Source organism: Oceanicaulis sp., from assembly GCF_051859625.1.
In the GTDB taxonomy this organism is placed as follows: Bacteria; Pseudomonadota; Alphaproteobacteria; order Caulobacterales; family Maricaulaceae; genus Oceanicaulis.
This window is the reverse complement of sequence record NZ_JBHYFH010000003.1, coordinates 454,341-480,319: the sequence shown is the minus strand read 5'-3', so window position 1 is coordinate 480,319 and position 25,979 is coordinate 454,341. Positions and strand designations below refer to the sequence as shown.

Genomic DNA, 25,979 nt, shown 5'->3' with positions numbered 1-25,979 from the left:
GTTTAGCTCCGTGAGGGATCAGGGATCGGGTCAGACGGCATGTCGCGCGTGTCGGCGCCGAGATGGCGCACGGCGCCGAAGCGGGCGTAGAGCGCAGGCAGGACGATCATGTTGAGCAATGTGGAGGATACAAGGCCGAATAGGATCACCACCGCCATGGGGGCCTGGATTTCGCTGCCCGGTTCACCGCCGCGCAGAGCGAGCGGCACGAGCGCAAGCGCCGTGGCGAGCGCGGTCATCAGGATCGGCACCAGCCGCTCCATTGCGCCGCGGCGCACAGCCTCATCGAAGCTCTTCGCTTCTCCGCTCAGGGTGAGATGCCGGATATGGGAGACCATCATCACGCCATTTCGGGTGGCGATGCCGAACAGGGTGATGAAGCCGATGATCGAGGCGACCGACAGCACGCCGCCGGCTGCAAAGACGCCGACCACGCCGCCGATGAGAGCGAACGGCAGGTTCGCCATGACAAGTGCGGCGTCACGACCTGAACTGAACGCCATATAGAGCAGCAGGAAAACGCCCACCACCACCCCGGCTGACAGGATTGAGAGCCGGGCCGTGGCTTCATTGGCGCTCTCGAACTGACCTCCGTACTCGATAAAATAGCCCTGCGGCAGGGTCAGGTTGGTCGCGACATTGTCCTGAATGTCGCCCACCACACCGAGCAGGTCGCGCCCTGCTACGTTGGACATGATGACGATCTTGCGCTGGACGTTTTCACGGCTGATCGTGTTCGGTCCGCGGTCGCGGCGAATATCCGCAAGGGCTCTTAAAGGCACTTCCGCTCCGGATGGCGTGAGGAAGCGCGTATCACCCACCGCCTGGAGGTCTTCCCGATTTTCCTGGGCATAGCGCACGACGAGATCGTAGGCGGCTCCGGCTTCAAGCACCTGGCTGACCTCGGCTCCGGCGAAGGCGGCTTCCACAGCCTCAGCGACATCGCGGACCTGCAGCCCGTGCCGGGCGATTGCGTCGCGCCGGAAATCTACCGTCAAAACGGGCACATCGGCCTGCTGTTCGACCGACAGGTCGACAACGCCGTCCACGTTTTCCATCTGCGCGCGGACCTGCTCGGCGATCCGGCGCAGCTCGTAGAGGTCCGGGCCGAAGAGTTTCACAGCGATATTGGCTCGGGTGCCCGAGAGCATGTGGTCGATCCGGTGAGAGATCGGCTGGCCAATGGTGATGTTCATGCCCGGAAGGACGCTGAGCGAGGCGCGCAAATCTTCAAGGAAGGCGTCCTTGGAACGGTCTCCCATAGAGAGGGTCACTTCGATTTCCGACGCGCTCACCGCCTGAGCGTGTTCGTCCAGCTCTGCGCGGCCGGTGCGTCGGGCGGTCGCCACGACTTCCGGCTGGTCAAGCAGGATGCGTTCCACCATGGCGCCCAACGCGTCAGATTGCTCGAGCGATGTGCCGGGCAGGGTGACGGCGCTGACGGTCAGGCTGCCCTCGTTGAAGTCGGGCAGGAAGGCGCGCCCCGCGCTCGCCAGCAAGGCCAACGCCCCTAGAAGAGCGACCAGCGACAGCCCGCCAAGGGTCGCCCAGCGCTGGAGAGAAACGTCTAGGACCGGCCGGTAGGCCGCCTGGGTCATGCGCGCCAGCCAGGGTTCGCGCTCGGATCGGATAGTCTTCGAGCCCGGCATCAGGATGGCGGCAAGCGCAGGCGTGACCGTAACTGCGACGAGCAGCGAAGCTGCAAGGGCGATTACATACGCGAGACCCAGGGGCTGTAGCAGGCGGCCCTCCACGCCCGACAGGAAGAAAAGCGGCAGGAAGACCAGCATGATGATCAGGGTCGCAAACACGATTGACCCTTGAATTTCACGTGTGGCCTCTTCGACTACCTTCAGGACCGGTTGCGGTTCGGATTTCACGAGATTGCCGCGCAGGCGGCGCACCACGTTTTCCACCACGATGATAGCATCGTCCACCAGAGCGCCGAGCGCGATCGCCATGCCACCGAGCGTCATCGTGTTGATGCTCGCGCCCAGCAGGCGCAAAGTCAGGATGGAGACGACCAGCGAGAGCGGAATGGCCAGTAGCGAGATTAATGTCGCCCGCCCGCTCATGAGGAAGGCGAAGACAATCACTACGACGAGGATCGCCCCGTCGCGCAAGGCGTGGAGCACATTGGTGACCGCCACCTCGATGAAGTTCGCCTGACGGAACAGATTAGTCTCGATGAACATGCCGTCGGGCAGGCCCGCCTCGACCTCGCCGATGACGCGGTCCAGCTCTTCAGTGAGGGTGAGCGTATTGGTGTCTGGTTGCTTCTGTATGCCGATGACTACAGCCGGGTCGCCGTTCTGAGAACCTGTCCCGCGCGTGATCGCTGCGCCCATGCGCACCTCGGCCACGTCGCGCACCAGAACGGGCACGCCGTCCACCTGACCCACCGCAGTAGCGGCGATGTCGTCCAGGGATTCAATACGCCCCAATCCCCGGATCAGGTATTCTTGCCCGCCTTGGGAGACGAAGCCGGCTGCAGAGTTGGCGTTCGTCTCGGACACCGCCTCTATCACCGCTTCCAGGGTGACGCCAAAAGCGGCGAGGCGTTCGGGGCGGACATCCACTTGATACTGACGCACTTCGCCGCCGATGGGGATGACCTGGGCGACGCCTGGAACGGCTAGCAGCCTTCTGCGCAAATTCCAGTCCGCTGCGGTGCGTATGTCCATCTCGCTATGCCGGTCTGAGCCGAGCGCAATGAACATGACCTCGCCCATGATCGACGAGACTGGGGCCAGCACCGGGGCGGGTACATCAGGGGGCAAAGTCTCGCGCACCAGCTGAAGCTTCTCTGCAACGATCTGGCGGGCGCGGTAGATGTCTGTTCCCCATTCGAAATCGGCCCAGACCACCGCGCTGCCCACTGAGGTGGACGACCGGACGCGGCGCACTCCCGATGCGCCGTTCAGCGCGGTTTCGATGGGAAGGGTGATGAGGGTCTCTACCTCCTCAGGGGCCATGCCGTGCGCTTCGGCGACCACCGTCACGGTGGGTGCAGTCAGATCGGGAAATACGTCCACCGGCATGCGCGTGGCTTCCCATGCGCCCCATAGCAGCATTGCGAGGCCGCCGATTAGCACGAAGGCGCGGTTCAGAAGCGAGAAGCGTATGGTCTGATGTATCATGATCGTCCCGGTTCAGTGTGCATGGCCGTGGCCGGCTTCCGCCGGACCACTGGCGGCCAGGTGAACCAGGTAAGCGCCCTGGCTGACGACCCTGTCTCCAGGCTCAACGCCGGACGCCACACCGATGAGGTCACCGTCTCTGACGGAAATGCGGATGGGCTGGCGGCGCCAGTTCTCTCCATCCTCCATCACGAAGACAACGCTCACGCCGGCCTCGTCCACGATGGCGCTCGCTGGAATGACCGGTCCGTCAAAACGCCGAGATGTGCGTACGCGCGCGGAGGCCAAGGCCCCCGCGGCGAAGCCGGACGCGTTCTCGAACTCGAAAATCACGGGCATGGTGCGTCGGACCGTGTCCACCGCGCCGCCAGCCGCGACCAAACGGCCGCCATAATCAGCTAGGTCATAAGCGGCGTCTTGTCCAAGTAGGGTGAACCACGCGCCTTGCGGCTGGCCAAGGTTGGGCGCGTCTATTTCAGCGACCTGGGCAACAAGCCGCATACGGCTCGGATCGACAATCCGGAACAGCTGTTCGCCTGCCTGAGCGTAGCTTCCGGGGCCCACATTGACCCTTGCGATGCGTCCGGCGACAGGGGCGCGCACGGCGACGCCGCCTTCCAGGCTACCCTGCGAACCTTCCAGACGAGCCTGCGCGGCGGACAGGCGCGCGCGCGTTGTTTCGAGATCGGCGCTGGCTTGTTCGACCCTGCTTTGCGCCACCGCACCCGCCTCGAACAGGCCTTCAACACGTTCAAACTCGGCCTGAGCCACCGAATAGGCGGCACGCGCAGCGTCGCGCTCGGCGAGAAGGCTCGCGAAGTCGCGCTCGCCGCCCAGATTTGGGGCGATGCGTGCAATCACTTGACCGGGCTCGACGCTGTCACCGATTTCAGGAAACCCGTCTTCTGCGGCCAGCACGCCCCCCTCGGCCTGTGCGGTGAGTGTGGCGTCGCCGCCGGGGGCGGGCTCAAGAGTGGCTGGCGCGCGGACAGAGTGGAATAGGACGGCCTCACGCACAGGGGCGGTCGCGAAACCGACCTGCCATTGCTGCTCTTTCAGGAAGGCGATCAGGCCTTCTCCCGCCGCCTCGTCCGGCAAAGAAGCGTCTGCGTCTGCGACCGTTTCAAAAACCTGAAAGTTCCCAAGCTGATGCACGGATACCAGGTCGCCTGACTGAAGGATCACGGTCACTTCGCGCATGGCGGCATGTCTTGGCCTCGCGATTGGTCTAAATATGCCCGCCGTGGGCGAGGGGCCTGCGGTGAAGATTTCCTCTGGCGCGCCTCCTCCCGCCAGTCGAATCATGACGCTTCCTTCGGCTACAGGCGTGAAGTCATTCAGCCGTGTGAAGTGGGCCGCAAAAGGCGACTCTCGTCCCACAGCGAATGGCGGAAACTCGACGAACAGCTCGGTCGCATCGGTGAAGTCAGTGACGACAACGCCGCCACCATGGCCGTGCTCGTCATCTCCATGGTCGCCATCGCCATGACCATGATCGTCCGCGCCATGGCTGTGCCCGCCATCTTCGTGATTATGTGTCTCGCCGGAACCATTGCAGCCGGCGAGGAGGCCGGAGAGAAGTCCCGTCAAAAGCAAAAAGTCGCGGCGCATCATTCGGTCTCCGCAAGAAGGGCGTGAAGCGCAATTTCAGCTTCGCGCATGCGATGTTTAAGGGAAATGGCCTGCCGCTCGGCTTCAAATGCCGCGCGCATGGCGTCTATGGCTTCAAGCGCGCCTATCTCGCCGGCGCTGTAGGAAACAAGCGCGATCCGGCGCAGCTCGCGTGCCGAGGTCAGCGCTTCAGCTTCATAGTTCTGCGCAGTCTCATGCAATGCGAGGGATCGGCGGGCAAGAAGCGCGGCCTCCGCCTCCAGGCGACGGCGCTCGCGGCGCAGACGAGCTTCGGCCAGCCTAGCGTCAGCCGCACGCGCGTGTTGCTCGCCCCGGTTCCTGTTGAACAAGGGAAGCGGAACGCTGGCGCTCATAAGGACGCCGGTCTCCTCGCCCATGCCTTCAATATGACGCACGCCCACACCCAGCGTTACCTCAGGGGCGATCCTAGAAGCCGCGTCTTCTCGGGCCTCAGCCGCTGCGACTTCGGCTTCCAGCACGCTAAGCCGCGCCGAGCCGTCCAGCGAGGACAGTGCTTCAGCTGAAACCGTTTCCGGCAGTAAGTCGCCGACCGGATTAGCTGTAGTGACGAGGTCCGCTCCGGTCGCCACGAAAAGCGCGTCGCGCGCCGCCTGCACGGCGAGCCGCGCCTCTGCGGTCAAAGCCGGAAGGCGCAGTGTCTCCTGACGCACTCGCTCAAGCTCCAGACGTGACGCGTCGCCCGCATCGACCCTGCGCCGCGTTGCGTCTTCAAGGGCGGACAGCTGGTCGATAAGCGCAGTGACCGCCGCCTGTTCGGCTTCGGCCGCGAGTACGGCATAGAACGCGGTGAGCGTTTCGGCCCGAAGCTCTGCGAGCGTGATCCGCCCTGCATTTCGTGCGGCGAGCAGTTCAGCCTGGGCGCTGCGGATTTCCAGAGTGCGACGACCTGAAAAGTCGAAATCGCGTTCAATGGACACTGAAGTCTCCGACCCGTCACCGCCAAAGCCGTCCTCGCCTTCCCGGTCCACAGATAGCACCGGATTGCGCCAGGTCTCTGCGGAGATTACCGCACCCTGCGCTGCTTCAGCCGGGGCTTCTGCGAACACTCGGTTCTCTGCATTCTCTAGGGCCAGCTGAACGGCCTGCTCGGCGGTCAGCGTCTGGGCCGTGGCGACGCTCGTCCAGATGAGCGTCACCGCTGTAGCAGCGAAACACCGAGCCAGGATCGGCCTTTTCAACACGGGTTGTCGGTCTGGGGAACGCACGGCTTAGCCTCCAAGCATGAGGAAAAGGGCTTCGATCTTGTGGTGAAGCGGCTCCAGCGCCACAAAAACTGCTGCGATCAAGACGGCGCTGATCGCGCTGGTGCGCATCATCGAGCGATTGAGAGGTTCGAAATCCGGCTCAAGCAATGCGCGGACTCGCAGGGCGATGTCCGCATCCTGAAAGCCGGCGCAAAGATGAGAGCGCACACCCCGGTTCCGCTCCATGCGCACAAGCGTTTCTGCGATCTCCAGACGCGAATGGCTGTTCGAGATGGCGGCGTCACAGGCCTGTTCCTGGGCCAGGATCAACGCTTGCTGGAGCGTGGCCACGACCCGGTCGGGATACAGCCCGCAGACCACGGTCATCGCGAAGCGCGCCCAGAGGTCGCCGCGGGCAAGGTGGGCCCGCTCATGTGCTTCAACGATTTCGCATCCATCAGGACCCAGGTGCTCCGCCACGGCGTTGCTGATGAAGATAGAGGGCCGAAACAGACCGACGGCTAGCGCGATAGGCTCAGCGTAAGGCACATTCCAGCGCCCCGAAGCAGTTCGGGTCGCGCTACGCTCCAGGAGCCGCCTGATGCGGCGCATCGCAAGAATGCTCTCGGTGGTCACCTGCACAAGACGCAGCATCAACAGGGACGCCGTGATCAGCGTAACCCATGCGATCACGCCAGAGCCGGTGAATGCCCGATGGGTCGACCAACCTGCGAGGCTGTCGTGTCGATGGACCGGGGCGAGGTCCAGGGGAGATGCATGCGGGAACAGAATGACGCCCACCAGTCCGAACGCGCCGAACAGGAAGGGGGTTGTGGCCAGAAGGAGCACCATGACGGCCCGGAGATCAGGGCGGGTACGGGTCAAATTCCGCGTCACAGGTTCGGCCATAATCGACACCGCACCCCATCAGACCGCGAAGACAAACATGCCTGCGGCAAGCGCTATGATCGCCTCGCCGCCGGTCACCGGTCTTCTCCAGCGATCATGCGCTTATGTTTCGCTATGAGCGCCTCAAGCTCGTCGAGCAGATCGGGGTCGGCCTGCGAGGCGTAGCCGGCGAACGCCGCCATAAGCCCGCCCTCATGTCCGCTGCTGAAACGGCTGAGCGAACCCTCTATGAGGCGCGCCATGACCGCCTCGCGGGTTTCTGTCGACCGATACACATAGGCATGGCTGACCCGCTCACGTGCCAGCAGTCCCTTGCGATGCAAGCGCTCCAACGTCGATTGAATCGTCTGAAGCGAGTTGCCGCGCTGCGTTCCTATGCGTCTGTGAAGATCGCGCGCTTCGACCTCGTCATGGCGCCAGATATCCTCTAGCACCGCAACTTCCAGCTCACCCAGATTCAACTCCGAACACGACATGCCGGTCTCCTTGAAGTCTAGGGGATACCCGCTGAAAGACCGACTGGCAATCGGTGTTTCGCTCAAATCCGAAACTCATATGGGTCAAATCGATTTCTGGGGTGGTTTACACCCGAAGGACCCGGGTTATTGAGCCGGTTTTTTTCTAAGACTTCTCTGTTCTGGGCGCGCGGTCATCAGGAACAGACCCGGCACGGGCCGGGAACAGGGCTGGCGGGAGCATGCTGCACGTATGCTGCATGGAACAGTTAAGGTGTTGAAATTATTGTCTTGAAGTCAGACTGCGAATCTGGGGGTCGGGAGTTCGAATCTTCCCCGGCGCGCCATCTCTCCCAAAACCCATATCTATAATCTTTGATCTTCCCGTTCGCCATCAGCTGACGGGCTCAATGCCGTTAGAGCCTGTGCAGTCTGTTTGCCCCGCCTTGCCCGAGCGCGCACCTCTGTCTAGTTTCCTGATCATGATGGTTCGTGCGCTCAAACTGGTGTTCGTGTCGCTGGCGCTGATGTTGCTCAGCGCCCAGCTGGCGTGTGCGGCGGACGATGCGGTGACCGAAGCGGGAACCGGGCATTCCATCCATCACGCCGAAGAAGAGCATGACGCGGATGGGCCGTGCGCGGATGTGTGAGCCACGCACCATCTGGTGATTTTTCCCGATCTGGCCGCCACGGAAGCGCGCGCGGCTCTGCCGATCCGTCGGGTTTTGAAGCCTATGGCGTTCACTTCCATCCCCGCTGCGCCGCCATTCTCACCGCCCCGGAGCGTCGTCGTCTGATCCGTTTGAAGACGCACTGACCTCCAGGGACTGACATGACATTGACTTATGAACGGGGGCGCTTGGCCCTCTTCCTCGCCGCGTGCAGCGCAGCGTGGAGCCTGGCTTTGACCGGTTGCAGCGATGCGGCGCCGGGCGAGCTGTCACATTCGCATGCGACTGAGAATGATCACGCCGATGGCCATGCTGACGACGATCATGATGGCGGCGAGCATGACGGTGAGGCGGGGGAGTCTGATCCGTCCGGCCGCGCTGACTCTCACACCGAAATCGCGCTTACCGACGCCGAGCGCGACGCGCTGGGCGTGGTGCTGGGCGCGGTCAGCCGCGGGCCGGTCGACGGCTGGGTCGAGCTGCCCGGCGAGGTGCGCTTTGATGAGAACCGCATCGCTCTGGTCTCGGCGCCGGTTGAGGGCGTGATCCGGGACGTGTTCGCCAGCGTCGGCGATCAGGTGCGGCAAGGCGATGTGCTGGCGGTGCTCGACAGCCGCGAGCTGGCCGAAGCTAAGGCGGCCTATCTGTCCACTTTGGCGTCGATGGAGCTGGTGCGCCCCGAGTTTGAGCGCGAGCGCGCCTTGTTTGATCGCGGCGTGTCCACCGAAAGCCGCTTCCAGACCGCGCGCCGGGAACTGGAAGAAGCCCGCATCGCCGTCAGGAGCGCGCAATACCAGCTCGACGCGCTGGGCGTGGATGAGACCGCCCGCGACGCCTTGGCGGATACCGAGACGGGGGCGCTCAGCCGTTACGCCTTGATCGCGCCCATGGACGGCGTGATCACCGAGCGCCATGCGGTGCGCGGTGAATTCGCCGAGGCTGGCGATGTGGAGCCGACCTTTGTCATCGCCGATTCCCGTCAGGTCTGGGTGGATGCGGCGATCTACGGACCGGACATGTTGCGGGTCCGCCAGGGCGCCCGCGCCCGCATCCGGCTCAATGACGCCGGGCTGATCCGTTCAGAGGTCAGTTTCGTGGCGCCCCAGATCGGCGAGGCGACCCGGACCGGTCTGGCGCGCCTGATCGTGGACAATGAGGACGGGCGGCTGATGCCCGGCGCCTTCGTGACGGTCGAGCTTGAGGACGCGGCGGCGGCGCAAAGCCTGCGGGCGCCGGCGAGCGCCATCCAGATGCTGGAGGGCGAGACGGTGGTGTTCATCCCTGAGGGCGACAGGTTTGAGGCGCGCCCGGTCCGTCTGGGCCGGCGCGGGCCGGACTATGTCGAGATCGTTGCCGGGCTCGCTGTGGGCGATGCGCTTGTGGTGGAGGGCGCCTTTGCGCTCAAGGCCGAACTTCAAAAAGGGGAGTTTGGTGATGGCCACGCCCATTAACGCCGCGCCTTCGGCGGCTTTCAGCCTGGTTCGAAACATTGTCTCGGCGCGCAGCCTTGCGGCGCTGGTTTTCCTCGCCGTGCTGGCGGCGGGCGTCTGGGCCTGGCGCACCACGCCGGTGGACGCCTTTCCCGACATCACCCCGCCGTTGGTGCAGGTCTTCACGACGACGGACGGGCTGTCGCCTCAGGAGGTGGAACGCTATGTGACCTTCCCGGTGGAGACCGTGATGAGCGGCCTGCCGGGCGTGCGGCAGGTGCGCTCCAATTCCAGCTTCGGCCTGTCCGTGGTGACTGTGTATTTCGAGGATGGGACGGATTTGTATCTGGCGCGCCAGCTGGTGTCTGAACGCCTGTCCGCCGCCCGCGACGCCATTCCTGACGGCTTTGGCGAGCCCGAACTCGGGCCCATCGCTTCGGGGCTGGGCCAGGTTCTGTTTTACTATCTCGACAGCGAGGACGGCGATCTGATCGGGTTGCGGACTTTGCAGGACTGGCTGGTGAAGCTTGACCTTCAAACCGTGCCGGGGGTCGCTGAAGTCTTGTCGCTGGGCGGGTTTGAACGCCAGTACCAGGTCAATGTGCGCCCCCAGGCGCTGGTTCAGTACGATCTGAGCATGAGCGAAGTCGTATCCGCGCTCGAACGCGCGAACCTGAACGCCGGCGCGCAATACATCGTGGAGAATGACGAGCAATACACGGTGCGCGCCGAAGGCCTGTTGCGGGGCGAGGCGGATTTGCGCCAGGTGGTCGTCAAGGCTGTGGACGGCGTGCCGGTGCTGATGAGCGAGATCGCCGAGATCGCCGTGGGCGGCGCGCCCCGGCAAGGGCTCGCCACCATGAATGGCGAGGGCGAGATCGTCGCCGGGCTGGTGCTCAAATTGATCGGCGCCAATACGACCGCCGTCATCGAGGGCGTTCAGGCGCGCCTCGACGCGGTCAATGCGGCCTTGCCCGACGGTGTCGTGGCGCGGCCCTATTATGACCAGTCCGAACTGGTCGGGCAGGCGGTCTCCACCATGACGACGGCGCTCTGGCAGGGCGCATTGCTGGTGGGTCTGGTCCTCATGCTGTCCATGGGCGGTTGGCGGCCTGGACTCATTGTCGCCGCCTCGATCCCGTTTTCCGTCGCCTTCGCCCTGATCGCCATGCGGGGTTTCGGCGTGTCGGTGAACCTGATGTCTCTGGGCGGGATCGCCATCGCCATCGGCATGATGGTGGATGGCGCCGTGGTGATCGTCGAGAACGCCCGACGGCATGTGTCCGAGACGGCGCACAGCGATCGCGCGGGCGTCATCGCCGGTGCGGTGACAGAGGTGCTCAAACCCTTGAGCGTCTCCATCGCCATTGTGATGCTGGTCTTCCTGCCGATCCTCACCTTGCAGGGGGTGGAGGGTAAAACCTTCCGGCCGCTGGCCTTCGCTGTCATTCTCGCCATGGCGGGGTCTTTGGTGTTTGCGCTGGTGATCGCGCCGTCCGCATCGCGGTTTTTGAAAGTATCGCGCTCTCAGGCGGTCCGCGCAGGACGGATCGACCGGCTGATGGGACGGGCGATCGGGTTTTTCGTGGGACGGCGCGGTCTGGCCGCCGGCTTGGCGGCGGTGATGCTGCTCATGGGCGGTGCGGCGTACACCCGGCTCGGCTCGGAGTTCTCGCCGCGTCTGAACGAGGGCGACATCCTGGTGCGTCTGACCATGGCGCCGTCGATTTCACTGGAAGCGGCGGGCGAGACGGTCACGCGGTTTGAACGGCAAGTGCTTGAGCGCTTTCCCGAGGTCGAGCGTGTGGTGACGCGCGTGGGCCGCGGCGAAGTGGGCGCCCATGCCGATCCGGTCAACAACGCCGAGGCCTTTCTGGCGCTCAAACCGCGGTCAGACTGGGTGACGGCCCGCAATCAGGCCCAGCTGCTTGATGTGATGAGTGAAGCGTTCGAGGATTTCCCCGGCGCCCAGTTCAACTTCACCCAGCCGATCGCCGCCGCGACCGATGAGCTGTTGACGGGATCGCGCGCCGAGATCGCCATCAAGCTCTTTGGCCCTGATACGGACGTGCTGGCGCGTCAGGCGAGCCGCATCGCTTCGGTGGTGGGCGGCGTGCGCGGCGCGGCGGATGTGCAGGTTGAACAGGTCACCGGCGCGCCGCAGATCAGCATCGTGGTGGATCGCGCAGCCATCGCCCGCTACGGACTGCAAGTCGCAGACGTGCTGGAGACGGTGCGTGACGCGGTCGGCGGCGCCCGGGCCGGGCAGGTCTATGACGGCGTGCGCCGGTTCGACATTGTCGCCCGCTATGCCGAAGCTGATCGGGACACGCCCGAACGCATCGCGCGCACCTTGATTGAAGGGCCCGATGGCGCGCGCATGCCGCTGGGCGCCCTGGCGCGGGTGGAGCGGATCGAAGGCCCTCGTCAGGTGACGCGCGAGAACGGACGGCGTTTCATCACCATTCAGAGCAATGTGCGGGCGCGTGATATCGGTTCCTTCGTCGAGGAGGCGCGCGCCGCCGTAAAGCAAGAGGTGGATCTGCCGCCCGGCTATCTCGTGGAATGGGGCGGCCAGTTCGAGCTGCAGCAACAGGCGAACGCCCGGTTCGCCATGATCATTCCGGTGACTTTGGCGCTGGTCCTTGTCCTGCTGATGCTGGCGTTCAATCGCCTCAAAAGCGCGGTGCTGATCGTGCTGAACATCCCGCTGGCGCTGGTCGGCGGGCTGGTGGCGCTGTGGCTGTCGGGGCTGAATTTGTCGGTGCCGGCCTCTGTGGGCTTCATCGCCCTGTTCGGCATCGCGCTGGGCAACGCCATGGTCCTGGTGTCCTTCCTGGACCGTCTGGCGGTCACGCAGCGCGATCGGAGCGCGCTGAGCGTGTCGGGCGCGCTGTTGCGGGTGCGGCCCGTTCTGATGACGGCGTCCACCACCTTGCTGGGATTGGCGCCGTTACTGTTCGCCGACGGCGTGGGCTCGGAGGTGCAGCGCCCGTTGGCGGTTGTTGTGATCGGCGGGCTGGTCAGCTCGACGCTGGTGACGCTCTTCATCCTGCCGGCGGTTTATGCCTGGTTTGCGCCAAGCTATCGCGAAAACCCGCAAGATGTTGAAACACAAGGGAGGTCGACAGGATCGCAAAAAACCGCGCCAGAATTAGGGTAAATCTGGTATTCTGGCGTCGGGAGGCGCGCATGTCTGACGGGCGCAGTCGAGGATTGGGGGCCATGATGGCGGGGCTAAGTCTCGCCATGTTCTCTGTTTGCGCAGCGCAGGCTCAAACGGCCCAGACCGCTCAAACGGCACAGCCCGCCCGTCTCGCCCAGCCCCAGCCTGTGAGGCGGACGCCTCAGCCTGATCAGCCGGTCGCGGCCGAGGTGGATTGGGAGGCCGTGCGCGCCGATGTCGCCCGAAGCCAGAGCGCCGGGCGGTTGACGGCGGCGCGAGCTGTGAGCTTTCCGGTGCTGCCGCGCAATCTTGAGGCTGGCCAATCCATCGAGACTGAGGTTCCGATCCTGACGCCGGGCACAACGGTGTTGGGATTTGAGAGTCAGGCCGAGGTCTTGCTGTTCGCGCGCGGAGACTTTTACACGCTCGTCATCCAGGGCGAGGGCGTCATCATCGAGGTGTTCGGCACTCGTCTGGCCCATGCGCAGGTCGAGGATGCGAGAACCGCGCGCTTCTTGCGTGGATCAGGTCCTGAGGGCTACCGGACGACGCGCACGCGTTCGGGGCGAGAGCTGACCTTCAACCGCTATAACGTGGCCTATTCCATCATGATCGAGTGTGATGCTCCCGAGCAGGACGTGCGCTGCGTCGAGCCGGAGTATGGCGAGCGTTTGATGCAATCGCTGCAAGTCATGCCGGGAACACGAGGACGGGAGGGCGCGGGATGAACCGGCGTTCGGTCGACTATGTGCTCGCCCTTCTGGTCGCTCTATGCGGCGGTGCAGTGCTGGTGTTCTGGCCGCACGCTTCAGACGCGCCGTCACCGGAAACGCCGCCCGAACAGGACACGCCAGCAGAGCCTGCAGACACGTCGGACGATGTGCCTGCGGTGGAGGACCAGCCGCCCGCAGAAGAGGCCGAGCCGCCCGAGGACGAGACTGAACCTCCCGCCGAGCCGCTGGAAGAGCCTGAACCAGAGCCGGAAGGGCCTCTTGTTGATGCGTCCGGGGACCCGGTTTCTTTCATGCCGCCAGGCGATCTGACGCCGGGCAGCGGGGCGGGGCAAACCCAGCAGATCAATTATGCCCCGGGCATGCGCTTTCCGCTGGAGGCCGGACAGGCCTACGCCAATTCCCAGGTCCATGGGCATGGCGGTTATCTGGGCCCCGGCGGCGGGCAATGCGACGCCGCGAATTATTCGTATGCCTGGCGCGATAATTTTTGCGAAACGCGATCATACTCCGCGCCGCTCTGTCCGTCAGGCACGGGGCACCAGGGGCAGGATATCCGCCCCGCCAGCTGTCAGGACGCCGTGCACTGGGCCGTGGCCGCCGATGACGGCGTGATCACGTCTGTGGGCAGTTATTCCGTGCGGCTGATGAGCCCGGACGGCGTTCGCTACACCTATCTGCATCTTGAGCGCGACAGCTTGCAGGTGGCGCCGGGAGACACCGTCAGCAAAGGCGAGCGGTTGGGGTTCGTGTCGAACGAGTTTGGCGGCACGCCTACCACCATTCACCTGCACTTCGAGATCAAGATGGCGATCGAGACGCCTCAGGGCCTGCAGAACGTCAATGTCCCGCCCTATCTCGCGCTTGTGGAGAGCTATCAGCAGCTCTTGTCAGAGGGCGAGTCTGGTCACGGATAAGCGCCTGACGCGTATGATTAACGCATCCACAAGTGGAATGGTGGTCCGCTCCAAGCCTCTGTGACCAGGAGGTAAAGATGGCGGCGGCGCTCTCAAGTCAGGCTATTACGAATCCGGACCCGAAAGGGGATGCGGCGTCGGGACGGCAATTACTGAGCTTTCTGGACAAGGCCGACCCCAATGGGAGGCGGGCCAAGGCGATCTGGTCGCAACTGGAACCAGCCTTGCCGCGCATTCTGGATCATTTTTACGCCCATATTCAGAACCAGCCGCATCTGAGCGCGATCCTGCAAGGGTCCCAGCAGGGCGTGGCCAAGCTCAAGGCGTCACAGACCGAGCACTGGCGCGCCATGTTCTGCAGTCCGGTCGATGACGCCTTTGACGCGCGCGCCCGCAAGGTCGGTGAAGCGCATGTGCGCATCGGACTGACCTCAGACTGGTTCATCGCCGGCTACGGCGTGGTGCTGATGGAGGCGATCCCGGCGATCTTGCAGGCGCACCGCTTTACGCCGCAGCGTGCGGCGGGCGATTTGCAGATCCTGATTTCGCGCATGTTCCTGGACATGGGGGTGGCGGACGCGACCTATTCCATGGGCGTCAATCAGCAAGAAAGCCAAAGCTGGCGCGAAGAGAACGACTATACGAGCCTGAGAACCGTCGCCAGCACGATTGTCGAACTCAATGAGGTGATGCTCAACCTGGCGGTGCTCAGCAGCTCGACCGCGAAAACCACCACGGGAAGTCATGCGATTTCAGACTCGGTGGGGCAGCTGGTCCAAGCCATGCAGCAGATCGCGGAGACCTCGCAATCGGCTTCCAGCGAGGCTGAGCAGACCCATGAAGCGCTCCGCGAAGGCGTGCAGAGCATGATGCAGGCCAAGTCCGCCATCACAAGCGTGACGGGCGCGGCGCAACGATCCACTGAGAGCCTCAAGGCGCTGCAACAAGCCTCCCAGGAGATCACCGACTTTCTGGGCGTGATCCAGTCGATTTCTGATCAGACCAATCTTCTGGCGTTGAACGCCACGATCGAGGCCGCGCGCGCTGGTGAAGCGGGCAAGGGCTTTGCGGTCGTGGCCAGCGAGGTCAAGGCGCTCGCCAGCCAGGCCGCGTCCGCCACCGAGGATATCGGCGGCAAGATCGAAGCGCTCCAGCGCGGCATTGAAGCGATCAGCGCCGGATTTGCTGAAACCCATGAGGCCTTGCAGACCGGCGAGAGCACGCTGGATGAAACCAGCGTGCAGATCGAGGAAGCGGGCAGCCGCATGGGATCTGTGACCCGCGGGATGAGTGAAGTCGCCGGCATTCTTGATCAGCAAAAGGATTCAAGCACCCAGATTTCTGAACATGCGGAACAGATGTCTGACCTGACCGAGGATAACGCCGAGCGCCTGTCCGCCATTGCAGAGGCCTTGCGGGCGAGCAATTCGCGCTTCGCCGGCACCGCGGCTCAATGGCACCGCAACGCCTCTGACCGGTCCTTGTGCGAAATGGCGAAAATCGACCATGTCCTGTTCAAGAAGCGTGTGGTCGAGGTCGTGCTCGGCAAGGAGACCTGGCCGTCAGCCGATGTACCGGACCACCATAGCTGCCGGTTGGGTCGGTGGTTTGATACGGCCGCGGATGAGGCGCTGAAGCGGATCGCGCCCATGCAGGCGCTCGAGGCGCCGCACGCCAAGGTCCATGAAACGGCGCGGTCGGCCCTGAAGGCCTATGAAGCCGGCGATCAGGATCGCGCCATTGAAGAGCTCAAAGCGCTTGAGAGCGCCAGCAGCGAGGTGGTTCGCTTGCTTGAAGAGGTGGCGAAACATCTCAGCGCAGGCGAGACCCGGACAGACCGTCGCAAGGCTGACCGGACGCCCGCAACCGGCGACACAGTGGTGCTGATCAATGGCGATGAACGGCGTGACGTGAAGCTGGTGGATCAGAGCGAAGGCGGGTTCAAGGTCAAAGGTTTGACATCGGCCGATATCGGACGCCATTTCCAGCTGGAATATAAAGGAAAAACAATGTCTTGCCAGGTGCGCTGGTCAGACGGCAAAGGCGGCGGATTACAATTACGGTTTTAGCGATACACGCTTAGGTAAATTTATTCACGAGCCTCGGAAACACCCGTTTCCGGGGTTTTTTGTACTTAATTCAAAGGCTTGGGCGAGGTCTTAGAGTTATTTGCATATAACTCAGGAATCGTGGAAATAGTTCATTAAGACAATTCGGCGAATCTATTTAATAGATGAACTCAATATATGCATTCAATGTTGAGCATCGCTTGGATAAATAGGGGGCAGACATGCCAGCTTTCGCCGAACGGACGGACTTTACCCTGCGTGACCCTGCGTGACCCTGGTGCTCTGGGGGCGTTGCTCGTTTATGATTGGCGTTTGCGAAAACTGCTCACAGATGACGAAGTGATCACCGAAGCGGTGGATCGGCCTGTCTCGACCGGCGTGCTGCGTCATCTTCAACGCCTGGGGTTCATCAAAGCTGTGCACGGCGTACGCCCCCATGGCGGACGCATGCGGCTGTGGCCGATCGTGGAAGTGCTCAAGCTTCAGATTGTTCTGGATTTGCGTCACCTCACTGGCGCGCGATTGTCCGCCTGTGTGGATGCGCTCAATCTGGACCCGACCGCCATTGAACTGGCGATTGATGATTGGGAGCGCCATGTCGGCGCGACTGCCGATGAGCGCAGCGCTGTCAGCCGATCGTCCGCCGGCGCGCACCCGCTCGCCGATCAGGCTTTCATCACGGGCCTGGCGGCCGCATCCGTTCAGGCGTTTATCAGCCGCAGTGGTTTTGACACCGTCTCTGAACCTGCGTTTCTTTTATAGCTTAAGTAGCTTGCGCGGCGCCGCAGCAATTGCTTTCCTGATCAAAACCGGTTCGCATGAGCGAAAAGACCGATTGATCAGGGAGGCATATTGCCATGAGCGATATTCGTTTTGACGGACGCGTAGCGATCGTCACGGGCGCGGGCGCGGGTCTGGGCCGTTCTCATGCTCTGGAGCTGGCGCGTCGCGGCGCCAAAGTCGTCGTCAATGATCTGGGCGGCGCGGTGGATGGGACGGGATCGTCCCTCAGCGCAGCGGAAACCGTCGTCGAAGAGATCAAGGCCGCCGGCGGCGAGGCCATCGCCAATGGCGCGAACGTCACCAAGCCTGACGAAGTCGCCGCCATGGTCGACGCCGCGCGCGAAAGCTGGGGCAAGGTCGACATCCTGGTCAACAATGCCGGGATCTTGCGCGACAAGAGCTTCACCAAAATGAGTCTGGACGACTTTCGCGCCGTGATGGAGGTCCATCTGTGGGGCGCGGTCGTGTGCACCAAGGCAGTCTGGGATCACATGAAAGAGGCCGGTTATGGCCGAATCGTGATGACCAGCTCATCCTCTGGAATCTATGGCAATTTCGGCCAATCCAACTATGGCGCCGCCAAGATGGGGGTTGTGGGCCTGATGAACGTCCTCCATCTGGAAGGACGCAAGAACAACATCAAGGTCAACACCCTGTCGCCCACCGCTCATACCCGCATGACCGAAGGGCTGATCCCCGAAGAGGCCGCCAAGCTGATGACGCCCGAAAGCGTCACCGCGGGCCTGATCGCCTTGTGCGCCGAGAACGCGCCCGAACGCACCATTCTGTGCGCCGGCGCCGGCGGATACGCCGCCACCAAGATTTATGAGACGCCGGGCGTCTATCTGCCGCCTGAAGACCAGACGGCGGAGAACGTCATGGCCAATATGGACAAGATCACGTCTGAACACGGCCAGGAAGAGTTTGAAGAAGGCGCGCGCCAGACCTTCAAGTTCATCCAGTACGCCGCCAAGCATTTCGACCTCGCCCTGGGCTAGGTCAAACCCCTTAACGCCAGCAAAGGAGCCTCACCATGCGTGAAGCGCTTATCGTCTCCACCGCCCGTACGCCGATCGGCAAGGCCTATCGCGGCGCCTTTAACGACACCCAGGCCCAGGAACTGGGCGGCCACGCCATCAAGCACGCCGTCGAGCGTTCAAAAGTCGCACCCGACGAGATCGAGGATGTGATCATCGGCGCCGCCATGCAGCAGGGCTCGACCTTCCAGAATATCGGTCGCCAGGCCGCCATTCGCGCCGGTCTGCCCACCGCTGTGTCCGGCATGAGCATGGACCGTCAGTGCGCCTCGGGCATGATGGCGATCGCCACCGCCGCCAAGCAGATCATCTCGGACGGCATGAACGTCACCGTCGGCGGGGGCCTTGAGTCCATTTCGCTCGTTCAGAACGAGCATATGAACCTGCACAAGGCGTTTGATCCGTGGATCAACGAGCATCGCCCCGACCTGTACATGTCCATGCTGGAAACCGCCGAGATCGTCGCCGAGCGCTATGGCGTGTCCCGCGAAGCCCAGGACGAGTACGCCCTGCAATCGCAACAGCGCACCGCCGCCGCTCAGGCTGCGGGCAAGTTTGACGACGAGATCGTGCCGCTGCCTTCCACCATGCTGGTTAAGGACAAGGCGACGGGCGAAATCTCCAAGCAGCAGGTCACGCTTGAGAAAGACGAGGGCAACCGGCCTTCGACGACGCTGGAAAGCCTGCAGGGTTTGAACCCGGTCTTCGCGCATGGTCAGCAGATCAAGGAAGGCAAGTTCATCACCGCGGGCAACGCGTCCCAGCTTTCAGACGGCGGCTCTGCTGCGGTTCTGATGGAAGGCAAGGAAGCGGAGAAACGCGGGCTGGAGCCGCTGGGCGCCTATCGCGGCATCGCGGTGGCCGGTCTGGACCCCGATGAAATGGGCATTGGCCCGGTCTACGCCGTGCCGAAGCTTCTGAAAGCCAATGGCCTGACCATGGATGATATCGGCCTGTGGGAGCTCAATGAAGCGTTCGCCGTGCAGGTTCTGTACTGCCGCGACAAGCTGGGCATCCCCAATGAGAACCTGAACGTCAATGGCGGCGCGATCTCGGTGGGTCACCCCTATGGCATGTCCGGCGCCCGCATGGTCGGCCACGCCCTGATCGAGGGCAAACGCCGCGGCGCGAAATACGTCGTCTGCACCATGTGCGTGGGCGGCGGCATGGGCGCAGCCGGCCTGTTTGAAGTGCTGTAAGGCGCTTCAACATCCCAAAGTGTTAAAGGCCGGCCTGGTGATCCAGGCCGGCCTTTTGCTAACTGCAAATAGAAAGCTACGCGAACACAAGGGGAATGGAAGGGGAACGCCCTGTTGCGGCTATCGGTCTGATGGTGTATTGATCATGCAGCTGACCCACACGATATGGTTATAGGTGGCCCCCTGAGTGACAAATTCTAGTACGCAGCACCTGAGCAGACGCGCGATAACCAACGCTTTCCATGGTGAGAGGTACGCAAGGTCCATTTCAGCGCCGATGAACTTAATGGTGACGTTGAACTTCTCGGCTCTGATGCTGGAGGGTAGCGATGCTGAGAACAGGTTCGTCGAAGTCAGGAAGCGGGTAATTCGTGCGTGGAAGTACCGTCAGTCTAAATCTGGGGATTTGCCTGATTTGCGGTGGGTGTTCGTGCATGAAAGCCCTGGCGGGAAAAGCCACGTTCATTGGTTAGTGAATGTGCCTGAGCACGCTCAGGAAATGTTTCGGTTTCTCGTTGAGAGTCGGGCGGAGAAGGTCCTAGGGCGAATACCTTCTCATGACTCGATTCACTTCATGGATATAAACAACCCATCCGAGATGATGAAGTATCTTGCGAAAGGAGTTCAGCCAATATTCAAGTCTTACTTTCATCTCAAGAGAGTGTCAGACCAAGGTTTGGTGTCTAGCCGAAGGGTGCAAACGAGTAGAAATGTAAGCGCCACGGCAAGGGCGATGGCAGGGTGGTCATCTAAAAAACCGAGGAACGTCCCAAAGTGTTAAAGGCCGGCCTGGTGATCCAGACCGGCCTTTTTAACGGCGTCTCAGGGTCTGCAGTTCCCGGGACGCCGTATTGTCAAACTGGGATTAGACGGCGTTCAGCGCATAGCCGGCTGACCGCACAGTGCGGATCGGGTCGAGTTCGCCCCCGATGCTCAACGCCTTGCGCAGGCGTCCAATATGCACGTCGACGGTGCGCGCCTCTACATAAACATCAGAGCCCCACACAGCGTCTAGCAGTTGCTCGCGCGAGAACACCCGGCCGGGGTGCTGCATAAGATAGTCGAGCAGCCTGAACTCGGTCGGGCCAAGATGGATCTCCGTCTCGGCGCGCACGACGCGGTGGGCCACCCGGTCGATGGTGATGTCGCCGACATTGACGGTGTCTTCAGCCAGGCCTGGACGGATGCGGCGCAGCACGGCGCGGACCCGCGCAAACAGCTCTTTCATCAAGAAGGGTTTGACGATGTAGTCGTCCGCCCCGGTGTCGAGCCCGCGAATGCGATCCGCTTCCTCGCCGCGCGCCGTCAGCATGATGATCGGCAGGTTGCGCGTCTCATGTCGGCTGCGCAGCCGGCGGCAGACTTCAATGCCCGAGATTTTCGGCAGCATCCAGTCGAGCACCACCACATCGGGTTGGCGCTCTTCGACCAGCATCATCGCCTCTTCGCCATCGGCGGCGAGGGAGACCCGGAAGCCTTCTTTTTTCAGATTGTACTGAAGCAGCTCGGACAGAGCGTCTTCGTCTTCTACGACCAGGACATGCGGTTGCATGGCGATCCCCTTCGCTAGGACGTTTCAGGACGAGGGCCGCGCGGCCGATCGGCCGTCAGCTCTTGCCCGGTAACCAGGTAATGGACCACTTCGGCGATATTGGTTGCGTGATCGCCGATACGTTCGAGATTCTTGGCAATAAACAGAAGGTGCGCGCCGGGCTCGATCATCGAGCCGTCTTCACGCATGGCGGTGACGAGGTCGCGGAACAGCGCATTGTAATGCTCGTCCACATCGTCATCGCGTTCCCAGACCGCCACGGCCCGGCTGGCTTCGCCGGTCGCGTAAGCGTCCAGAACCTGATGCAGATGGCTTTGCACCACCCGCCCCATCCGCTCCACGGCGCTGTTGAGGGCGGTGGGTTCAGACGCGTTCAGCGTATGCACCCGGCGGGCGATGGATTTGGCCAGATCGCCGACGCGCTCCAGATCCGCGACGATTTTCAACGCCGCGATACAGACGCGCAAATCCTGCGCGATGGGCTGACGCAAGGCGAGCAGGCGAATGATCTTCTTCTCGATATCGCGCTGCATCTGGTCCACCTGCGCGTCGCGCTGGCGCACCTCGTCGGCCAGGTCGCCGTCACGACTGGTCGCGGCGTGCAGCGCATCCCTGACCATGCTTTCGGCCAGACCGCCCATGGCCGCCACGTCGGCGGTCAATTGCTCAAGCTCTTCAGAGAAGGCTTTGACGATGTGCGGCGCGTTATGCGTCGTGTTCATTGCGATGGCCTTTCAAAGGTCCGTTGCCGCGTGAGGCTTATCCAAAACGTCCGGTGATGTAGTCCTGCGTGCGTTGGTCGAGCGGGTTGGTGAAAATCTCCTCGGTCGGCCCGTATTCGACGAGCTTTCCAAGGTGGAAGAAGGCGGTCATTTGCGACACCCGCGCGGCCTGGGCCATGGAGTGGGTGACGATGATCAGCGTGTAGTTCTCGCGCAGTTCATCGATCAGTTCCTCGATGCGCGCGGTGGCGATCGGATCGAGCGCCGAGCACGGCTCGTCCATCAAGATGACTTCGGGATTCACCGCGATGGCGCGCGCGATCACCAGGCGCTGCTGCTGACCGCCTGACAATGAGGTGCCGGGGTGGTGCAGACGGTCCGAGACTTCATTCCAGAGTCCGGCCTTGATCAGGCTGGTCTCGACAATGTCGTCCAGCTCGCTCTTGGTCTCCGCCAGACCGTGAATGCGTGCGCCATAGGCCACGTTTTCAAAGATCGATTTGGGGAAGGGGTTGGGTTTTTGAAACACCATGCCCACCCGGGCGCGCAGGACCACCGGGTCCACATCGCGGCCGTTCACCTCTTCTGAATCAATGCGGATTGATCCGGTTACGCGCGCATTGTCGATGGTGTCGTTCATCCGGTTCAGACAGCGCAGGAAAGTGGATTTGCCGCAGCCTGACGGCCCGATGCAGGCGGTGACCGCCCGATCAGGAATTTCCAGCGACACGCCCTCAAGGGCGGGCTTGTCGCCATAGCGCACGCTGACGTCTTGCGTCGCCACCTTGATCGGGAGCTGCGCTGTCAGCGGGTGATAGCGCGTCGGCTCGCCCTGAGCTTGGAAGTCGGTTTTCATTCGTATGTTCACCTTACCAGCGTCTCTCAAAGCGGCGCCGCAGATAGATGGCGACGGCGTTGAAGCTGATCAGCAGCGTCAAAAGCGCCAGGATGGCTGCGGCGGTGCGCGCTTCGAAGGCGCGCTCGGCGCTTGAAGACCAGATATAGATCTGAACCGGCATGACCGTGGCCGGTTCCGTGAATCCCGCGAGCCCCAGCGTCGGCGGGTCAGCGATGAACGCGACCATGCCGATCATAAGCAAGGGCGCGGTTTCACCCAAGGCTTGCGCCAGGCCGATGATCGAACCGGTGAGAATGCCCGGCATCGCCAATGGCAGCACATGGTGGAAGACCGCCTGGGTGCGTGAAGCGCCGACGCCCAGCGCCGCTTCGCGAATGGAGGGCGGGACCGCTTTCAGCGAGGCGCGCGCGGAGATGATCACCGTGGGCAGCGTCATCAGGGCCAGCACCATGCCGCCCACCAGCGGCGCGGAGCGCGGCAGGCCGAACAGATTGATGAAGACCGCCAGTCCCAACAGACCGAAGACGATGGAAGGGACAGCGGCCAGATTGTTGATGTTCACCTCGATGAAATCGGTCAGCCGGTTCTTCGGCGCGAATTCTTCCAGATAGATCGCCGCGCCCACCCCGATCGGCACCGCCAGGAACATGGTGATGATCATGGTCAGCACCGAGCCGGCCAGCGCGCCGGCCACGCCCGCCAGTTCAGGTTCGCGACTGTCGGCGCTGGTGAACAAGGTGGTGTTCAGCCCGTTCCTGACCAGGCCGCGTTCTTTCAGGGCGCGAGCCCAGACGATCTGCCGGTCACTGATGCGGCGGGCGAAGGCGGGCGTTTCGATGAGCCAGAGCGACCAGCTCTCGACGCTGCGGTCTGCGGCATCCGGTTCGATCAGCCATTCCCCGGACGCCTGACGGGCGTCGGCGCGGATATCATTGACCCTGAGAACCCCGCCTTGCGCGCGCAGCATCAAGGAGGCGGTCTGCGGGCCGAGGGTGATGACGTTGTCCGACCGGGCTTCGGCGCTCAGTCGCTCGGCCAGCGCCTCGGCCCGCCGGGCTTCAAAGTCCAGGCTGTCACGGGCGTCGGCGTCAAGCTCGCTCTGCGCGGCCTCGCGCGCACGTCGGGCGCGCTGGCGGGCCTCATCGGCGGCCTCTTCAAGACGCAGGCGCACAATATCGACGAACTCGGCGAAGACCGGGGCGGAGGTTTCAGACCGGATTTCGACGCGCCCGTCTGCAGACGGAGCGAGCGTGATCGGCGCCGCGCCGGGCAGGCGGCGTTCATCGGTGGCCAGCCCTTTGAGATACAGGTCCGCGTCGTCAGACAGCGGGAAGGAGAAGGGAACGCGCTCACCGACCAGCTCGGGGGCGGAGACCACCTGGTTGAGCAAGCGAGCGGCGTTGACGGCGCTATAAAGCCCGTACAGTTCACGCAGCTCGCTGACCGTGTCCGCTTCGGGGAATTGCTCGCGCAGGCTGTTCTGGATCAAGGTGTTGTATGCGCCGCGCCGCAAAGAGGCTTCGCTGCGATCACCGCGCGGATCAGCGATTTCGGCGCGGATATCAACGTCCAGCGTCATGCGGTGCGCGGTGAAGGCGGGCAGCGATTGCACGATGATCGAGCCCAGCAGCAGGCACAAGAACAACACGGCTGCGCTGATCGCCGCCAGTCCGTAGAACTGGAAACGCTGCTCGGCGCGATGCCGGCGGGCCAGGCGCGCCTGAACCGCGTCGCGTATGGACGGCGCGTTACTCATAGCGTTCCCGGAAGCGTTGCACCACGCGCAGCGCGATGATGTTCAAGATCAAGGTCATCACGAACAGCACCAGGCCCAGCGCAAAGGCGGAGAGGGTTTTGGGGCTGTCAAATTCCTGGTCGCCCGTCAGCAGCATGACGATCTGCACGGTGATGGTGGTCACCGATTCCAGCGGGTTCGCGGTCAGGTTCGCGCCCTGTCCGGCGGCCATCACGACGATCATGGTTTCGCCCACGGCGCGTGACACCGCCAGCAGCAGCGCGCCGACAATGCCGGGCAGGGCGGCGGGAAAAACCACATGGCGCACGGTTTCGGACTTGGTCGCGCCCATGGCGTAGCTGCCGTCGCGCAGCGCCTGGGGCACGGCGTTGATGACGTCGTCAGACAGCGAGGAGACGAAGGGGATGATCATCACGCCCATCACCAGGCCCGCCGACAGGGCGGACTGGGTGACCGCGTCTTCATAGCCCAGCATCATGGCGAACTGGCGCAGGAACGGTCCCACGGTCAAAAGCGCGAAAAAGCCGTAGACCACTGTGGGCACGCCGGCGAGAATCTCGAGCGCAGGCTTGGCCCAGGCGCGCATGCGCGGGCTGGCGTATTCTGACAGATAGATCGCTGACAAGAGGCCGATCGGCGCAGCGACCATCATCGCGATCAGGGTGATCAGCGCAGTGCCGGCGAACAGCGGCACAGCGCCGAAGGCTCCGGACTGGCCCACCTGACCGGCGCGAATGGCGATCTGCGGGCTCCAGTGCAATCCGAACAGAAATTCGTGAATCCGCCAGTCGATGGAGGCGAAGAAGCGGATGGATTCAAACAAGAGCGAGAAGACGATGCCCAAGGTCGTCAAGATTGCGATGGCCGACGTCAACATCAGCGCCAGGCCGACCACGCCTTCCACCCGGTCGCGGGCGCGAAAGTCCGCCCGGATACGGGTGCGGGCGAACGCCAGACCGGCCAGCGCCAGAGACAGCGCGACGCCCGCCGCGCTCCAGCGGAACAGGTCTTCCCAGGGGCGCAGCGCCAATGCGGCGGCGCGCACGTCTTCGGTGTTGCGGCTGGCGAGGCCTTCATTGAAAGCCAGGGCGCGGGCGTCGGCGATGAACAACTCGCGCCGTTCGCGCGGCGCCCGCCAGTATTCAAACCCGGCGCGGGCCCGGACGCCCGGAACAGTGTGCGGCGCACGGGCGGCGACTGAGGCTGCGGTCATGGCCCGGCGGGCCTCGCGCTCAGCGGCGATTTCATTGCGTTCAGCCGTCAGCGACCCGAGCATGCGCAAATAGCGCTCCGCATCCCCGCCCTCACGTTCGGCGCGGAACATGTCATCGCGGGCGGCTTGCGCTTCGGCCTCGATCCGCACTGTTTGTTGCGCCAGCGCCTGATAGTCGGCGTCTGCGGCGATCTGGGCTTCGTATTCACGGATCAGCGGCGCTGCTTCGCGCTCCAGTTCGCCCATGGCGAGCGTATTGACCAGGCTGGCGCCGAACAGGCCATAGAGCGCCAGCAGAATGAAAGCGGGCAGGCCGGTCCACAGCGCGAGATAATAGCCATAGTAATTGGGTAGGGAATGCAACCAGGACGCACGACCGTTCGACGCCGCGACAGCGCGACGACGACCGACCAGAAATCCGACCGCTGTCAGCACCAAAAGCGCCAGGACAGCAAAGAGAGACGATTGCATGAACCCACCGGGTGAGGCATCGGTCCGCACGACGGCGGCTCAGGCCCTATTCAGACTGATTG

At 63.2% G+C, this 25,979-nt stretch carries 19 protein-coding genes and 1 pseudogene; 10 read left to right on the top strand and 10 right to left on the bottom strand.

The features are described from left to right. Positions 1–2: 2 nt before the first annotated feature. Both ACTIGF_RS15500 and ACTIGF_RS15495 read right to left on the bottom strand, forming a co-directional pair. Positions 3–3,140: an efflux RND transporter permease subunit gene (locus ACTIGF_RS15500; protein ID WP_439637722.1), complete on the bottom strand. Its 3,138-nt coding sequence runs from the start codon at positions 3,138–3,140 to the stop codon at positions 3–5. Between the two features lie 12 nt (positions 3,141–3,152). Continuing rightward, positions 3,153–4,340: an efflux RND transporter periplasmic adaptor subunit gene (locus tag ACTIGF_RS15495; RefSeq protein ID WP_439637721.1), complete on the bottom strand. Its 1,188-nt coding sequence runs from the start codon at positions 4,338–4,340 to the stop codon at positions 3,153–3,155. 6 nt (positions 4,341–4,346) lie between these two features. Between ACTIGF_RS15495 and ACTIGF_RS15490 the strand changes: the two genes are divergently transcribed. After that, positions 4,347–4,778, top strand: a complete 432-nt coding sequence (locus ACTIGF_RS15490) for a hypothetical protein (RefSeq protein ID WP_439637720.1) — start codon at positions 4,347–4,349, stop codon at positions 4,776–4,778. Here ACTIGF_RS15490 and ACTIGF_RS15485 read toward each other — a convergent pair. The 3 genes from ACTIGF_RS15485 to ACTIGF_RS15475 all read right to left on the bottom strand — a co-directional run bounded on the left by ACTIGF_RS15485 (position 4,751) and on the right by ACTIGF_RS15475 (position 7,362). Continuing rightward, positions 4,751–5,929, bottom strand: a complete 1,179-nt coding sequence (locus tag ACTIGF_RS15485; protein WP_439637719.1) for a TolC family protein — start codon at positions 5,927–5,929, stop codon at positions 4,751–4,753. The two genes, ACTIGF_RS15490 and ACTIGF_RS15485, sit on opposite strands and share 28 nt — an antisense overlap. Before the next feature lie 72 nt (positions 5,930–6,001). Then, a complete protein-coding gene (locus ACTIGF_RS15480; RefSeq protein ID WP_439637718.1) occupies positions 6,002–6,862 on the bottom strand; it encodes a M56 family metallopeptidase in 861 nt (286 codons plus the stop codon). Positions 6,863–6,960: 98 nt separating this feature from the next. After that, a complete protein-coding gene (locus ACTIGF_RS15475) occupies positions 6,961–7,362 on the bottom strand; it encodes a BlaI/MecI/CopY family transcriptional regulator (protein WP_273145869.1) in 402 nt (133 codons plus the stop codon). 461 nt (positions 7,363–7,823) lie between these two features. On the opposite strand from ACTIGF_RS15475, the gene ACTIGF_RS15470 reads away from it, so the two are divergent. From ACTIGF_RS15470 to ACTIGF_RS15430, 9 genes are all read left to right on the top strand, one after another. Continuing rightward, positions 7,824–7,991 carry a hypothetical protein gene (locus ACTIGF_RS15470; protein ID WP_439637717.1) on the top strand — a complete coding sequence of 56 codons (168 nt, stop codon included), beginning with the start codon at positions 7,824–7,826 and terminating at the stop codon, positions 7,989–7,991. A gap of 182 nt (positions 7,992–8,173) precedes the next feature. Then, the gene (locus ACTIGF_RS15465) at positions 8,174–9,463 is read left to right on the top strand and encodes an efflux RND transporter periplasmic adaptor subunit (protein ID WP_439637716.1); all 1,290 of its coding nucleotides are present in this window, start codon (positions 8,174–8,176) and stop codon (positions 9,461–9,463) included. Further along, positions 9,447–12,605 (top strand): efflux RND transporter permease subunit, encoded by a 3,159-nt coding sequence (locus tag ACTIGF_RS15460; RefSeq protein ID WP_439637715.1) that lies wholly within the window; start codon positions 9,447–9,449, stop codon positions 12,603–12,605. The genes ACTIGF_RS15465 and ACTIGF_RS15460 overlap by 17 nt, the downstream gene beginning before the upstream one ends. Positions 12,606–12,634: 29 nt before the next feature. Continuing rightward, positions 12,635–13,336: a hypothetical protein gene (locus ACTIGF_RS15455; protein ID WP_439637714.1), complete on the top strand. Its 702-nt coding sequence runs from the start codon at positions 12,635–12,637 to the stop codon at positions 13,334–13,336. Next, a complete protein-coding gene (locus tag ACTIGF_RS15450) occupies positions 13,333–14,256 on the top strand; it encodes a M23 family metallopeptidase (protein ID WP_439637713.1) in 924 nt (307 codons plus the stop codon). The genes ACTIGF_RS15455 and ACTIGF_RS15450 overlap by 4 nt, the downstream gene beginning before the upstream one ends. Before the next feature lie 77 nt (positions 14,257–14,333). Beyond that, on the top strand, positions 14,334–16,325 hold the full coding sequence (locus ACTIGF_RS15445; protein ID WP_439637712.1) for a methyl-accepting chemotaxis protein: 1,992 nt from the start codon (positions 14,334–14,336) through the stop codon (positions 16,323–16,325). A 312-nt stretch (positions 16,326–16,637) separates the two neighbouring features. After that, complete coding sequence (locus ACTIGF_RS15440; protein ID WP_439637711.1) at positions 16,638–17,087, top strand: hypothetical protein; 450 nt, start codon at positions 16,638–16,640, stop codon at positions 17,085–17,087. A 95-nt stretch (positions 17,088–17,182) separates the two neighbouring features. Beyond that, the gene (locus ACTIGF_RS15435) at positions 17,183–18,106 is read left to right on the top strand and encodes an SDR family NAD(P)-dependent oxidoreductase (RefSeq protein WP_439637710.1); all 924 of its coding nucleotides are present in this window, start codon (positions 17,183–17,185) and stop codon (positions 18,104–18,106) included. A 35-nt stretch (positions 18,107–18,141) separates the two neighbouring features. Further along, positions 18,142–19,344, top strand: a complete 1,203-nt coding sequence (locus ACTIGF_RS15430; protein WP_375549894.1) for an acetyl-CoA C-acyltransferase — start codon at positions 18,142–18,144, stop codon at positions 19,342–19,344. 865 nt (positions 19,345–20,209) lie between these two features. On the opposite strand, the gene phoB is transcribed toward ACTIGF_RS15430, so the two are convergent. The 5 genes and pseudogenes from phoB to pstC all read right to left on the bottom strand — a co-directional run bounded on the left by phoB (position 20,210) and on the right by pstC (position 25,917). Then, complete coding sequence (gene phoB, locus ACTIGF_RS15425; RefSeq protein WP_375549893.1) at positions 20,210–20,896, bottom strand: phosphate regulon transcriptional regulator PhoB; 687 nt, start codon at positions 20,894–20,896, stop codon at positions 20,210–20,212. Between the two features lie 14 nt (positions 20,897–20,910). Next, the gene (gene phoU / locus ACTIGF_RS15420; RefSeq protein WP_439637709.1) at positions 20,911–21,618 is read right to left on the bottom strand and encodes a phosphate signaling complex protein PhoU; all 708 of its coding nucleotides are present in this window, start codon (positions 21,616–21,618) and stop codon (positions 20,911–20,913) included. A gap of 37 nt (positions 21,619–21,655) precedes the next feature. Beyond that, positions 21,656–22,454 (bottom strand): annotated as a pseudogene (pstB, locus tag ACTIGF_RS15415) (phosphate ABC transporter ATP-binding protein PstB); the annotation flags it as partial. Between the two features lie 33 nt (positions 22,455–22,487). Next, on the bottom strand, positions 22,488–24,233 hold the full coding sequence (gene pstA, locus ACTIGF_RS15410; protein WP_439637708.1) for a phosphate ABC transporter permease PstA: 1,746 nt from the start codon (positions 24,231–24,233) through the stop codon (positions 22,488–22,490). Further along, positions 24,226–25,917: a phosphate ABC transporter permease subunit PstC gene (gene pstC, locus ACTIGF_RS15405; RefSeq protein WP_439637707.1), complete on the bottom strand. Its 1,692-nt coding sequence runs from the start codon at positions 25,915–25,917 to the stop codon at positions 24,226–24,228. The genes pstA and pstC overlap by 8 nt, the downstream gene beginning before the upstream one ends. Positions 25,918–25,979 lie beyond the last annotated feature (62 nt).